The sequence below is a fragment of the Janthinobacterium sp. GW460-12-1-14-LB5 genome (assembly GCF_059423585.1).
This window is the reverse complement of sequence record NZ_JBWKYD010000023.1, coordinates 96,373-109,111: the sequence shown is the minus strand read 5'-3', so window position 1 is coordinate 109,111 and position 12,739 is coordinate 96,373. Positions and strand designations below refer to the sequence as shown.

Sequence of the window (12,739 nt, the reverse complement as noted above, 5' to 3'; positions counted from 1 at the left end):
GCAATCTCTATCGACCAAGCAATAATTCGAAATTTTGATTTTCGAAATTAACCCCCGCCGATAGAAAATATTTTCATCATTGCAACTCCACTTATCCCGAATCGAAATCAACAATCACCGACCTGGATAAATTTTATACCATTTCCATTCCCTGATTTAAATATATTTAAAATTGACTCATGACAAACAATAAATGGATCAAGACTCCCCCCCATCTTGAAGAGCAGCCGCTGAGATTCAGGAATAGACTTCAATAAGTCATCATTAAAAGCATAGTGGTAGATTTGATGCAGTTCAAACCCACCTAAATTTATTGCCTCGCCATCCTTGTCATAATCCGACCTCAACCTACTCCAGCAATCAAAACCCTCAACAAAACTCATATACCAGTAATTTTCATACCATTTCCCATCATCATGTATGTAAACTGATGGATGCATATAAAGACCCGAAATATTTAATTCAAGAAGCGCTTCCCGCATAGCACTCGGAATTAACAAATCAAGCCCATCAAATAAAACATCCGGGATTTTTTTCAGAGATGGCACGCCTCTTTTTTTATTATAATCCAACGCGCCATTAACAAAAATAAACGGCGACTCACCTAATGAAAACTGCCTTATATCATACTTCCTTTCCGACGTATTCCGATCCGGAGATAAAGAAGGAATTCTTTCATCATCTACTGATCTCATCATAAAATAATATTGCTCCTCATATTTTTTCATCTAAGTTATTTTTTCCTGGACTTTTCTTTCACACTGCCGCCCAAAATTATTCCGTTGAACTGATCAATCTCACTTCGCTTGATACCCTCTTCGAAAATACATTCTTATGAGGGCATCCACCACAGCCTTCGCGCGCTTGATTTTCTTGCCTGCCATTGAGATTTTCGCGCTGCTTGCGTCAATCCGCGCAGCCAGTGTGGTGATGCGTGCAGCTGCACGCTTGCCGCTCAGGCTGGCGTTACCACGACACCAGCACACTGTCCGCCGGCAGTACCGAGCGCCAGTGCCGGTTTTTCACTGGCCAGTTCTACCGCCAGCGCAAGATGGACCAGATCCGCTGCGATGCCGAAACTGCCTGCCGATTCCATGGGGCTCAGCCGCTGTTCCAACGGGTCGAGACCGTCCAGCACCTCCAGCATGGCGGCCACCACTGCCATGCTCGCCTGCTGGCGATGATCGCTGTCGCTGACGACATGGGCGATATCGGCGGCGTCCATGCCCGACGCCGTGATTGCGGTGGACATCACGCTGCGCAAGGCGGCGTGCGTCGCGGTGCCCTGCAGAGTGCTGACCGGCCCCAGAATTGCGGCATTTGCCCACACCTGCTCCGGCGCCCTGTCCGGGTTCCACAGCACGATGCCGCCCGCGCCTTCGGCCGGAATGTAGCCCTGCGGCGCACTGCTGGAGAACACCTGTCCCAGCGCCAGCGCAGGCGCGAGTTCTTCGGGATCCAGCAAGCTGTCGGCGCCGACGATGATGGTGCAGGCAACGCCAGGCTGGCTGGCGCCGTTCTGCAGGGCCGACAGCACGCTGAAAAGATGGGCCTCGCCGGCCCGCATCGCCTGCAAGACATAGGCAATGTCACGCCAGGCCGACTGCTGCCAGGCCCGTGCAAAGACGGCGCCCTGCGCCTCGCCGCCGGATATCGCATCGGGTGCCAGCCAGTACACGCTCACCGGGCCATCTTCGCGGCGAACCAGGCCGCCTTGCTGCGCATGCAGATCGTCAAGGATGGCGGCGAGCATGGCCATGACGCGCGGCGCACGCAGGCGCGTACCGGCGGCATGTCCCGTCGCAGCAAGATCGAGCGGATCGACGATGCCCGCATGGGCCGGGTAGCCGGACGGGTGCAGAATGGCCTTGTCGGGCTTGAAGACCTGCTTGCGCGCCTTGCTGCCTTCGGCCGTTTCGGTCACGGCGCCATAAGGCGTCAGCGCGCTCCAGGCGCCGATCCGCAAGCGCACGAGGGGCACGGGAAGCGCCGGCGCGACCTCTGGCGCCGGCACGCAGGCAGGCGCGCTTTCAGGCAAAGACGGCACGGATTTTGGAGCAGAAAAAAATTGCAGGCTGATCCAGCCCAGCAAGGCCAGCAGCAAGGGCGGCGCGCAGAGCATCAGTATCGCGCCCCCGCCTGACAGATCCAGGCGCGATGGCGCCACGCTTGCCAGCAAGACAATCCAGGCAAGGCCGACAATTGCCAGCACAAGTATCCACAAAACGATCCTGAGCGCCAGCCGGCGGCCCGAGCGCGGTACAGGTGGCAACTGCTGCAATGGAATATCGCTCATGATGCGCCTACCCTATCGTGGCCACGGGCAGGCTGGCGATCAGCGCGCAGCCGCAAGCGCTTTTATGCCCATGCAGCGCCACCTTGCGCCCGCCGATACTGAAGACGGCGCTGCCTTCGATGATGGGATTGCTGCCATGGCCCGCCAACGGGCACGCGACCATGTCGCCCAGCCTGGCGATGCCGATGCCGTGGAGGGTGTGCACAGGAGAAGCGCTTGCCACGACGCCGCCGTGGGTGGTCTTGTCGCCGAGCCGGATGATTGCGAGTGCCATGTCAGAATCCCAGCTGATTGCGGCGGAAGGAACTCCAGCCATCTTCAACCGATTTGACGTGCGCATCGATGCCGTCGCTGATCGCCTTGCCCGCCTTGCTGGCACTGCTCTGTACCTTGCGTGCGGCCTCCGTGGCCATGTCCTGGGCCTGGCTGGCGCCACGCTGCACCTTGCCCGCGGCTTCGGTGGCCATGTCCTTGGCCTGCTTGACGCCGCTTTGCACCTTGCGTCCGGCCTCGGCCGCCAGCTCCTGGGTCGCGTCCACCACCTCGCCGGCCTTTTTCTGCACGGCCGTGGCGGCGTCGCTGACTTCTTTCTTGACGACATTAATCGACGTAATGACCATCTGCTGGCCACGCTTTGCGGCAGCGATGACGACCTGCTTGCCGCTCTGATACACCTCTACCGTATAGGTGACGCCAGCACGCACGGTCTCGACGACAAATTTTTCACCCACCTTGTACGTATGCGTGGCCACCCGCTTGCCGCCTTCCCAGGTTTCCATCACCACTCCCTCGGCCCGGTGATACACCTTGATCACGCCCTTCTTGATGGCAGTGACGGTATCGTCCAGCCAGTCCAAGCCTTGCGCCAGCACATTGCGCGACGACTCGGCCATGCCGCGCGGACGGAAATAGCTGAATGGTTCGATGCCCCCCATGAAGCCGGCCTTGGAATCATGCACCGCGGATTTGATGAAATTGAGTACGGGATCGGACGCCGTCGCTTGCCAGGCATCGAGCCGCCACTTTTCCGGGCGTACGACCATGCTGTACTTCATGCCGATGACCTGCAGCGTTGCTGCCGATACCGTGGGCAGAATATGCGACTCGACAAAATCTTTTGCTTTGGCGTAATCCAGTAACAGTTCAGCTTCCCGCGCAATGCCGGGATGACCTTTTTTGCTGTCGCCCTTCCTGCCTTCCGCTTCGATCAAGTCAGGCGTCCTGATTTTTCGCTTGGTCATCGTTCCCCAGGTAGAGTACAGGGCTTTCATGTGAGCCGTGACAGCTTGTTCCACGGTGGCGGGAGCACCAATTGCTGCCATGTATTTCTTATAAGACGCTTCGATTTCAGGCTTGAGCTCAAAATGATCTTCAAATAACTTTATTCCATGCTTAGGAATATCGTCATAATCAACCAGACGAACACCGCTTTTGAAAGCTTCGCGCATCATGTCGCGCATGGGAAGACGCGCATAGTTATTCAAGATGTTTTGGTTTTTCGGTTCGTACCCTCCCCCGACATCGGAATGTGCACCCGGGTAGACAGTTTCGGTCCAACCGGACCTGAGTACGCCGTTCTTTCGGATCAGATCGACGGGAAATGAAAAGCGCAATTCATGGGCCGCCACATAATGCACGCAACGCTCGATCGCATGCGGCACCACCAGGTTCTTTTCCTTAAAGGGCGTATCGACGTTCAGCGTTGGCAAGCCAAACGAGGCGACCGTATCGAACAATCCCATGAAGTGCAAGCGTATGGGCATCCCTTTATAACGCAGTACGCCATCTTTTCCAGTAGTGCACTCTTTCATCATGTCATTGCTGAATGCCCGGGCAAGCGCTGCACCGCGCGAAAAACCGAAAATAGAGAGATTGATTATGGTAATCAATCCATGCGCCTCGATCGCTGCGGCAAGACCATTGATATTCTCCGGCTTTCCTTTTTTTGCGTAAGCCGTTAACGGAATATTCAGTTTCTTGGCATTTTGCATAAGTACCGCACGTAAACTATCATCAACGCTAGCTTGTCCGAACTCGGTTCGACGTGTTCCGCCAGCACCGAGACCGCCTCCAGCGGCGCCTGTATCCTGCAGTTTCATTAATTTACTATCTATCCAATCCGTCGCTTCATTGTTAAAGCGCGTTCCCACGCCGGAAACATAAATGGCGTAATTTGAGCCACCGATGGGAGCGATAAACTGTGCCGAGCGCCACATTCTAGCAGGGTTGGCCCAACTAGCAGTCTTAGCATCCTCATCCCTATTATTGCCAGTGCCATCAAAGAATATACTTATATTCAAGATGTCAGAACAAATTTGTTCCGCATTAGGCTTACCGACGCGCGCATCACGATTGCAGGCGCGGGCCGCAACCAGCTTGTCGACCTCGGCCATGTTATCTCCTCTCTGCAAGAAGTTGTTTACCGCGTGCACTAATGTCAGGTATAGACACCGAGAAGGTGATCTCGGCTGTGTCATCAGGGTAAAGATGCAAACCAAGATACCGGGTTCCAGGCGGTATTTGCTCCGATAGAATAACCAACTGGTTCCTCACAGTAACAACCTCTCCAATACGTGGCGTCCCCTTAGGCCCATCCAACTCCCATCGCAATGTCTGAGCCCCAAACGGAATACGAACCCCCACAATGGTCCCGGTAGTTCCAAATTTGGTTGTCACACCCAAATTAGTATTATTAAAAACAATGTTGGTATGAATCTGATTAACGTAGGAGTTCATCACTACATTCAAAACTATTTCATTCCTCATCTTTCTTTCTCCTTGACCACATACCGCCAGCGGCATTAAAAGAACTAATCCAAAAAAACCAAGCACACTTCTCCGCGTTGCACGTGAAGAATTTTTTTCATTCCAAAAACCATAACCTTTATCGTATTTCATGACGCATCCTTATTTTTACTTATTAATTACCTGTCTTAGCACTTCCGCTCTATCACTGCGTCCCATCAGCATTGAAATACGCGTCCAAGCTCAAGCATCCCATTATTCTCATTCATTTTTATTTCTCTTCAAACGATCTTCTTTTCCACGCCGAATTCTCTGCGGGAGAAATTTATCGAATGTAACTTCAGCGGTATCATCCGGATAAAGATGCAAGCCAAGATATCGAGTTCCCTCGGGTATCTGCTGCCGCGATATTGTCAATTGTTTATTGATGGTAACAACCTCGCCATTGCGTGGTGTACCTTTTGGGCCACCCAAGGTCCATTGTAATGTCTGGATTCCGAACGGAATACCGACGCCGACAATGGTTCCAGTACTACCAAATCTGTTCATCACACCCAAGTCAGTATCGTTAAAAATAATATCGGTAATGACTCTGTCCACATTGGAGTACATGACCACGTCCAATACTATATATTTCCGTACCGTCCGGCCGCACGCTACCAGCGGTATTGCCAGCCCTAGCGCAATCACCCTGATGACGTGACGCCTGCTTGGCGGCGAAGGTGCCAATTTTTAAGTTGCCGAGTTTTTTCCATCCTTGTCACGCATGTTATTTCTTTCTCGCCGCCAGAATTTTCTTGCCTCGAACTGTTCGTTCAGGTATAGACTCCGCAAAGGTGAACTCAACCGTATCATCGGGATAAACATGTATGCCGAGATAACGCGTTCCCGGCGGTATCTGCTCCGGTGAAATGACAAGTTGATTCTTTGGGGTCATACGCTCGCCATTGCGCGGTGTTCCCTCCGGCCCGCCCAAAGTCCATTTCAATGTCTGAATCCCGAATGGAATATAAACGTCAGTAATGGTCCCAGTACCACCATACCTGTTCATTACGCCCAGGCCAGTACCGTTAAAAGAAATCTCGGTAATGACCCGGTCAACGTAGGAGAACACTTCCACATGCAATGCTGTTTCTTTTTGCACTCTCTGCCCGCACGCCGCCAGCGGCAGTATCAGACCGCACGCGATCAATCCGAGCACCAGCCGACGGCCTGGCTTCCTTGCTTCTTGTTTCCAGATACTCATGGAAACTGGTCCATGGCGGCTTCAAAGCTGATTTCGCCGGCCTTGACCTGCGCCAGCAGTGACGCAATGGCCGGGTTGGTCTGGAGCTTGTCGCCGTAGATCAGGGCGGCGCAGATGTAGTTCAGAATGTCGCGCATGCCGAACAGCTTCAGTTTGCGCGCGGCTAACAGGTGTTTTTGCACGAGGCGGTAGTGCTGCGCGCGTGGAATATCCATCAGCAGCTGCGGCTGGTTCTCCTGCAGCATCGACAAAAGCTGGTCCGGCATGCCCGCTTCGACCAACATGTCGACCTGCACCTGGGCCAGCTTGAGCGGCAAGGTCACCTGATGGGGCGGCAGACCGTTGTCGTTTTCGCCTGGCAGTATCTGCTGCGGATGGCCTTCGCGGTCCCAGTACCACCATGCCTGTATGCCCTGCAGCAGGCGCTCGCGCTGGGAAACGGTCAGCGCCGGCACGCCTACGTGCAAAGTCAGATCGCTTTTCTGTCCCATCAGGGTACCCAGGATGGCCGGATCCCAGAAGGCAAAAATCATGTCGGTGCCGTCCGGCAGCAGTATCTCGGTAAACGCCGCCAGGCTTTCCCACAGCGTGTCGAAATCATCAGTACTTGCCAGCAGCGTAAGGCTGGCGGGGTGGCTGGCGGCGCCTTGCGCGATTTCCGGCCACGCTTCGGTATCGGCGGCCAGTGGCGACAACGCCACCAGATGGGGCGCGTACGCTTCCGTGTCGGATCCGAGCGCCGCTGGCAGCAGGCACTTGCTGCGCATGCTGATCTGCTCTTTTTCAAAGCGCGCCAGCAGCGTGCCGTCCTGCGCCTGGTCGACAATGGCATAACAGCTCAGTTCACGATTGTCGAGCGCACTTGCTAGGTTTGCTTCAAACGAAGCCTTATCCAGAGGTAAAAATTTCATCGTTGAGGTCCTTTGTTGACGAAGGCGGAGCGCTGTTTTGCGCGCTTTTGCAGGCATTCCTTGCAGACTCCCTGCGACCGTACTGCCCCACGCGCCGCGGCCGCCTTTTTCGTGGTTTTATTTTTTTGTCCGAAAGCCGCAAGCGGCATCATCACGCCCAGTCCTATCAAGCCCAGCACACTGCGCCGGCCTGACAGCAGTGGCTGCAATGAATTGCCGGACATATCTCGTTTGTCGTGCCTCATGATGTTCTATCCTTTATGTATTCCAGCGATGAAAATGTCATCGTTGCGATCCTTTGTTGACGAAGGCGGTACGCTGTTTTGCGCGCTTTTTCAGGCATTCCATGCAGACTTCCATGGGCAGTACCGGCAGCGCATACGGCATGGTCTTCGGGCCGGGCATCGAGAAGTCGGCGTTATGGCTGATGCGCTGGCCGCTCGTCATGTCGGTGATGCCCGCGCCGTTGATCCTGATGGCCGAGCCATCGGCGCCGAGAATGATCTCCTTCTTGGCGAAAATTTCGATGCGGTCGGTGGCTGACAGCAGGCGCAATACTTTTTGGGCGATGATGTCGATGTCGCCGCCGTGGGCCTGGATCTCGACCTTTCCTTTCGCGGCGAACAGCTTGATGCCCGCGTTGTAGGCAAACAGGCTGATCTTCTCCTTGACGCTGGCGATCAGGCTTTTACCGACAGCCAAATTGGTATCCTCGCCCGACGACATGGTGACCTGTTCGCCGCTGTGCAGGTGCGTGCTCTTCGGCGTGGCGAGGCCGATGCCGGCCGGCGACGCCGCCAGCAGCACGGGCTCGGCGAAGCGGTTGGCGCCCTGCTGGCCCGCGCCGTCGTATTGCGCCTGGGTCGCGTCGATGAATTGCTGGAACGCCTGCTGCCCCGGCAGTGCCTCGGCACTGGACTTTTCCGCCACGTCCGACAGGTTTTGCGCCAGCTCGTGCGCCTGCGTCAGCTGATCGTATGCCTCGCGCACGTCGAGCTGGGAGCCGCGCCCGCCGGGCCGGCCATAGGTGCTGATGTACAGTCCCTTTTGCGTGGTGATGGCGCCATACGCATCCGAATTGAGGGCGAAGCCGGAACCGAAAAAGCCGTCGCGCTGATTGCCCTGCTGCCCTACCAGGTAGCCCAGGTTGAGCTGCGCATGGGTATTGCTGCTGTATAGTTGCACCCGGTTCTGCTCGGTGTTGTCGTCCATTACCAGCTGGTTGAAGCCGGCGCCCTTGTATTCCTTCGATTTGTAGCCCGACACGCGTCCATCGGTATGCCATTGCGGCGCTTGTTCGCCGTTGTAGATGCGGCCCGTGATGATGGGCCGGTCCACGTCGCCGTCCAGGAAGGTGATGATCACTTCCTGGCCGACGCGCGGCACATGCACGGCGCCGTATCCCTCGCCGGCGTTCGGATAGCTGACGCGCACCCAGCACGAGGCCTTTTCGTCGCCGGGATTGAGGCGGTCCCAATGGAAGCGCACCTTCACGCGGTTCAGCGCATCGGTATGGATTTCCTCGCCGGCCGGACCGACCACGGTGGCCGTCTGCGGATGCATGGCCGGCTTGGCGTGCACGCAGGCGCTGCGGTATTCCACGCTGCGGCGCTGCACTTCGAAGCGGTTGAAGCAGTGGCCGGTGCGCTCATCGCCGGCGCCGGGCTGGGCCAGGCCGGCGCGGTTCAGGCCCGCCTCTTCCTTGAACTGCAGCAGCCGGCCTTTCAGGCTGCCCGAAAAATCCTGTTGCATGCCTGACAGCGGCAAGTTGTTTTCGATCGCCCATTCCACGCCCAGCACGATGAATTGGCGCTCCTCGGCCGCCTCTTCGGCGTGGGCCGGATGGTCGAGCAAGGTAAACCAGCAGCCCACCGGCAGCCGGCGCACGCCCGAGGTGCCAAAAAACCGCTTGATGCGCGATTCCCACTCCTGCACCCGGATGCGCGATTGTTCCGCGCCGTGCTCGGTGTCGGCGCTGCTGTAGGCGCCCGTATATTCATAGACCTCGAGCTGCGACGGAATACTGCCGTGCCCTGGCAAGATCTGCACGGCGTTCTGCTGACTGCTGCGGGGCGCCTTGTAGTCGTAGGTGCGGGTCGCCAGCAGGCTGTTCGACAGCGTGCGGGCGCCGCCCCACTGGACGATCTTGTCCAGTTCCTCGGTGGCATCGGCACGGTGAAAGGCGATCTGCCCGGGCTGCAGCGGCTTGAGCGATTGCACCGAATCGGTGATGATCCACTGATGGCCGCTGCCATCGGCCGCCTGTTCGACATAGCCGTACCAGCCTTCGCTTTCCAGCATGCGCATGACAAATTGCCAGTCCGTCTCGTACTGCGTGCAATACGAGCGCTGGCGCACCGCCTGGTTCAGGTCGAACCTGAACTTGCCCTGGCATTGCGGATGGCCGCCCAGCACGTCGGCGATGATGTCGTCGGCGCCCTTGTTCTGCCAGATGCGCGCATCCTTGCGGAACTTGAGGAAATGCAGGCAGCTGGCAAAAGCGATCTGGTAGGCCGACAGCTGCCCGTCGCTGCCCAGCTTCCTGGCCGTGTGTACGTAACCGTGGACGGGCTGGTAGCTGGCGTCCGGCTGCAGTACCCACAAGGTCACTTCCTGGGCGATCAACTGCTTGAGTTCCAGCGCGCCGTCGAGCGACAGCAGATCGACGATATAGTCGTATCCCTGGCTCACGCGGTCGACCGCATGGACGCGCTGCGCCAGCAGGACGTCGGCGCCAAGCGGCGTGTCGAGCTTGAGCAGCCTGGCGTGCTGGCCCACTCCCGCGAACATGTTTTCCAGTTCCTGTTGCAACTCAGCCATGAAATACGGCTCCTTCTACTTGATGGTGTACTTGAACTGCCCCTGCTTGCTGGCGCTGACCTTGATTTTCGTGATCGCGGCGCCTTCGGCCATTTTGGCCAGCACCGACTCGGCGATCTCGGGCAGCACGGTGCCGTTGAGGATATTGTCGACATTGCGCGCGCCCGAATCGACTTCGGTGCAGCGCGCCAGCACGGCCTCGACCAGCGCTTCGTCGTGGCTGAATTCGGCCTTGTGATTGACCGCGATGCGCCGGGCGATCTTGCCCAGTTTCAGGCCAATGATATTGACCAGCACATCGTCCGAGATCGGATAGAACGGGATCACTTTCAAGCGCCCCAGGAAGGCCGGCTTGAAGTTCTTGACCAGTTGCGGGCGGAGCTTTTCCTCCAGCTGTTCCGGCGTCGGCAGGTCTGGCGCCGCCACGTTCAGGCAGGCCTGCATCAGGATGCTCGAACCGACGTTCGAGGTCAGGATGATGATGGTATTTTTAAAGTCGATCTCGCGCCCTTCGGCATCCTCCATCACGCCCTTGTCGAAGACCTGGAAGAACAGTTCGAGCACGTCCGGGTGGGCTTTTTCCACTTCGTCGAGCAGCACCACGCTGTACGGGTTGCGCCGCACGGCTTCGGTCAGCACCCCGCCTTCGCCATAGCCGACGTAGCCGGGCGGCGAGCCTTTCAGGCCCGACACGCTGTGCGCTTCCTGGTATTCGCTCATGTTGATGGTAATGAGCTTGCGTTCGCCGCCATACAGCACGTCGGCCAGCGCCAGCGCCGTTTCCGTCTTGCCCACGCCGGACGGGCCGACGAACAGGAACACGCCCTTCGGCTTGTTCGGGTCATCGAGGTTGGCGCGCGAGGTGCGCACGCGCTGCGCCACCGCCTCGATCGCATGCGACTGGCCCAGCACGCGCTCTTCCAGCATGTCCTTCAGCTTCAACACCGTGCGGATTTCATCCTTGACCATTTTGCCCAGCGGGATGCCGGTCCAGCCGGCGACGATTTCCGCCACCACGTGGCCGTCGACCTGCACCGGCACCATCGGCGTTTCGCCCTGCAGCGCGCGCAAGTCCTTGAGCAAGGCCTGCAGGTCGCCCGCCTGGCTGGCATCCGGTTTCGTGCCGGACTGGCCGGCGCCGGCGCGTTCCAGCTCCTGGCGCGCCGCCTTGATTTTCTCCGTCAGCGCCTTTTCGCTTTCCCAGCGCGCGGCCAGGGCCGCATGCTCGCCGGCGGCGCCGCTGCGCTGCGCGCGCAAGTCTGTCAGGCGCGCCGGGTGCTTCCCTCCGCTCTTTTCCTCGCGCTCGAGCGTCGCGACTTCGGCGTCGATGCGGTCCAGCCTTTTAACCAGGTTTTCCAGCAAGGCCGGCGTGGCGTTCTGGCCCAGCGCCACCTTGGCGCAGGCGGTATCGAGCACGCTGATGGCCTTGTCGGGCAGCTGGCGGCCCGAGATGTACCGGTGCGACAGGCGCACCGCTTCGGTGATGGCTTCATCGTAGACGCGCACATTGAAATGCTTTTCCATCAGCGGCGCCATGCCGCGCAACATGGCACAGGCCAGTTCTTCGCTGGGTTCTTCGATCTTGACGACCTGGAAGCGGCGCGCCAGCGCGGCGTCCTTTTCAAAATATTTCTTGTATTCGCCCCAGGTGGTGGCGGCAATCGTGCGCAGCTCGCCGCGCGCCAAGGCCGGCTTGAGCAGGTTGGCCGCGTCGTTCTGGCCGGCCGTGCCGCCGGCGCCGATCATGGTGTGCGCTTCGTCAATGAACAGGATGATGGCGTGCGGGCTTTTCTTGACTTCGTCGATGACGTTCTTCAGGCGGTTCTCGAACTCGCCCTTGACGCTGGCGCCGGCCTGCAGCAGGCCCATGTCCAGCGTATGGATCTCGACGCCCTTCAGCACGTCGGGCACGTCGTTCAGCGCGATGCGCAGAGCCAGCCCTTCCACCACGGCAGTCTTGCCCACGCCCGCCTCGCCCGTCAGGATGGGATTGTTCTGGCGGCGGCGCATCAGGATATCGATCGCCTGGCGGATCTCGGCGTCGCGCCCGATCACCGGATCGACCTTGCCGTCGCGCGCGCGCGCCGTCAGGTTGGTGGTGAACTGGTCCAGCGCCGGGGTTTTCGATGCGGCCGCGCGTCCTTCGAGTTCGCCGACGGGGTCTCCTCCTCCCTCGCCGCCCTCCCCCGCCTCGCCATCGGCCGCCGGGGCGCCGGCCGCCTCCTGCGAGCCTTGCGTGATCTTGTCGAGATTGTGTTTCAGGTCGTCGAGCTTGAATTTGTTGAACAGTTTCGAACCGCGGTACGCCAGCTGGGCCAGTTCAGGGTCGGTCAGCAGCGCCTGCAGCAGATGGGCGCTGCGGATGCTGGCCTGGCGGCCGGCCTGCACGTCGAGCGAGGCGATCAGCCAGGCGTTCTCAAACAGCTTCGGCAGCCTGGGTGAAAACACGGGGGTGCGCGCATTGCCGGTCTGCAGCCGCGCCACTTCGGCCTGCAGATCCGCTTCGAGCATGCTGACGCTGATGCCGCTGTGGCGGGCGATCAGCGCGAAGTCGCTGGCCGGCTGCTCCAGCAGGGCCAGGAACAGATGTTCCAGGTCGACCTCGTATTGCCCGAGGCCGACGCAGATGCCGGCGGCGCGGGTGGCGGCGGTGCGGCTGGTGTCATTGAGCTTGCTGATCAGCGTCTTGAGGTTGATGCTCATGGGGCGAAGGTCCTTGTA

11 protein-coding genes are annotated in these 12,739 nt (G+C 58.4%); all 11 read right to left on the bottom strand.

Annotated features, from left to right (window positions below; all coding sequences use genetic code 11):
• Window positions 1-107: 107 nt before the first annotated feature.
• Window positions 108-728 carry a hypothetical protein gene (locus AC07X6_RS22350; RefSeq protein ID WP_494792429.1) on the bottom strand — a complete coding sequence of 207 codons (621 nt, stop codon included), beginning with the start codon at window positions 726-728 and terminating at the stop codon, window positions 108-110.
• Between the two features lie 227 nt (window positions 729-955).
• The gene (locus AC07X6_RS22345) at window positions 956-2,296 is read right to left on the bottom strand and encodes a hypothetical protein (RefSeq protein ID WP_494792428.1); all 1,341 of its coding nucleotides are present in this window, start codon (window positions 2,294-2,296) and stop codon (window positions 956-958) included.
• A gap of 7 nt (window positions 2,297-2,303) precedes the next feature.
• A complete protein-coding gene (locus AC07X6_RS22340) occupies window positions 2,304-2,570 on the bottom strand; it encodes a PAAR domain-containing protein (protein ID WP_230542376.1) in 267 nt (88 codons plus the stop codon).
• Window position 2,571: 1 nt separating this feature from the next.
• Complete coding sequence (locus AC07X6_RS22335) at window positions 2,572-4,689, bottom strand: phospholipase effector Tle1 domain-containing protein (protein WP_494792427.1); 2,118 nt, start codon at window positions 4,687-4,689, stop codon at window positions 2,572-2,574.
• Between the two features lies 1 nt (window position 4,690).
• Window positions 4,691-5,194 carry a hypothetical protein gene (locus AC07X6_RS22330; protein ID WP_494792426.1) on the bottom strand — a complete coding sequence of 168 codons (504 nt, stop codon included), beginning with the start codon at window positions 5,192-5,194 and terminating at the stop codon, window positions 4,691-4,693.
• Window positions 5,195-5,302: 108 nt separating this feature from the next.
• On the bottom strand, window positions 5,303-5,653 hold the full coding sequence (locus tag AC07X6_RS22325; RefSeq protein WP_494792425.1) for a hypothetical protein: 351 nt from the start codon (window positions 5,651-5,653) through the stop codon (window positions 5,303-5,305).
• Between the two features lie 157 nt (window positions 5,654-5,810).
• The gene (locus AC07X6_RS22320) at window positions 5,811-6,287 is read right to left on the bottom strand and encodes a hypothetical protein (protein WP_494792424.1); all 477 of its coding nucleotides are present in this window, start codon (window positions 6,285-6,287) and stop codon (window positions 5,811-5,813) included.
• Complete coding sequence (locus AC07X6_RS22315; RefSeq protein WP_230542372.1) at window positions 6,284-7,255, bottom strand: DUF4123 domain-containing protein; 972 nt, start codon at window positions 7,253-7,255, stop codon at window positions 6,284-6,286. The genes AC07X6_RS22320 and AC07X6_RS22315 overlap by 4 nt, the downstream gene beginning before the upstream one ends.
• On the bottom strand, window positions 7,195-7,443 hold the full coding sequence (locus tag AC07X6_RS22310) for a hypothetical protein (RefSeq protein ID WP_494792423.1): 249 nt from the start codon (window positions 7,441-7,443) through the stop codon (window positions 7,195-7,197). The genes AC07X6_RS22315 and AC07X6_RS22310 overlap by 61 nt, the downstream gene beginning before the upstream one ends.
• A 37-nt stretch (window positions 7,444-7,480) precedes the next feature.
• On the bottom strand, window positions 7,481-10,018 hold the full coding sequence (locus tag AC07X6_RS22305; RefSeq protein WP_494792422.1) for a type VI secretion system Vgr family protein: 2,538 nt from the start codon (window positions 10,016-10,018) through the stop codon (window positions 7,481-7,483).
• A gap of 15 nt (window positions 10,019-10,033) precedes the next feature.
• Complete coding sequence (tssH, locus tag AC07X6_RS22300; RefSeq protein WP_494792421.1) at window positions 10,034-12,721, bottom strand: type VI secretion system ATPase TssH; 2,688 nt, start codon at window positions 12,719-12,721, stop codon at window positions 10,034-10,036.
• Window positions 12,722-12,739 lie beyond the last annotated feature (18 nt).

What these genes read in the sequence shown, in the direction of transcription:
- AC07X6_RS22350 (WP_494792429.1), bottom strand. Translation starts at nt 728, where the DNA reads ATGAAAAAATATGAGGAGCAATATTATTTTATGATGAGATCAGTAGAT.
- AC07X6_RS22345 (WP_494792428.1), bottom strand. Translation starts at nt 2,296, where the DNA reads ATGAGCGATATTCCATTGCAGCAGTTGCCACCTGTACCGCGCTCGGGC.
- AC07X6_RS22340 (WP_230542376.1), bottom strand. Translation starts at nt 2,570, where the DNA reads ATGGCACTCGCAATCATCCGGCTCGGCGACAAGACCACCCACGGCGGC.
- AC07X6_RS22335 (WP_494792427.1), bottom strand. Translation starts at nt 4,689, where the DNA reads ATGGCCGAGGTCGACAAGCTGGTTGCGGCCCGCGCCTGCAATCGTGAT.
- AC07X6_RS22330 (WP_494792426.1), bottom strand. Translation starts at nt 5,194, where the DNA reads ATGAAATACGATAAAGGTTATGGTTTTTGGAATGAAAAAAATTCTTCA.
- AC07X6_RS22325 (WP_494792425.1), bottom strand. Translation starts at nt 5,653, where the DNA reads ATGTACTCCAATGTGGACAGAGTCATTACCGATATTATTTTTAACGAT.
- AC07X6_RS22320 (WP_494792424.1), bottom strand. Translation starts at nt 6,287, where the DNA reads ATGAGTATCTGGAAACAAGAAGCAAGGAAGCCAGGCCGTCGGCTGGTG.
- AC07X6_RS22315 (WP_230542372.1), bottom strand. Translation starts at nt 7,255, where the DNA reads ATGCCTGCAAAAGCGCGCAAAACAGCGCTCCGCCTTCGTCAACAAAGG.
- AC07X6_RS22310 (WP_494792423.1), bottom strand. Translation starts at nt 7,443, where the DNA reads ATGAGGCACGACAAACGAGATATGTCCGGCAATTCATTGCAGCCACTG.
- AC07X6_RS22305 (WP_494792422.1), bottom strand. Translation starts at nt 10,018, where the DNA reads ATGGCTGAGTTGCAACAGGAACTGGAAAACATGTTCGCGGGAGTGGGC.
- tssH (WP_494792421.1), bottom strand. Translation starts at nt 12,721, where the DNA reads ATGAGCATCAACCTCAAGACGCTGATCAGCAAGCTCAATGACACCAGC.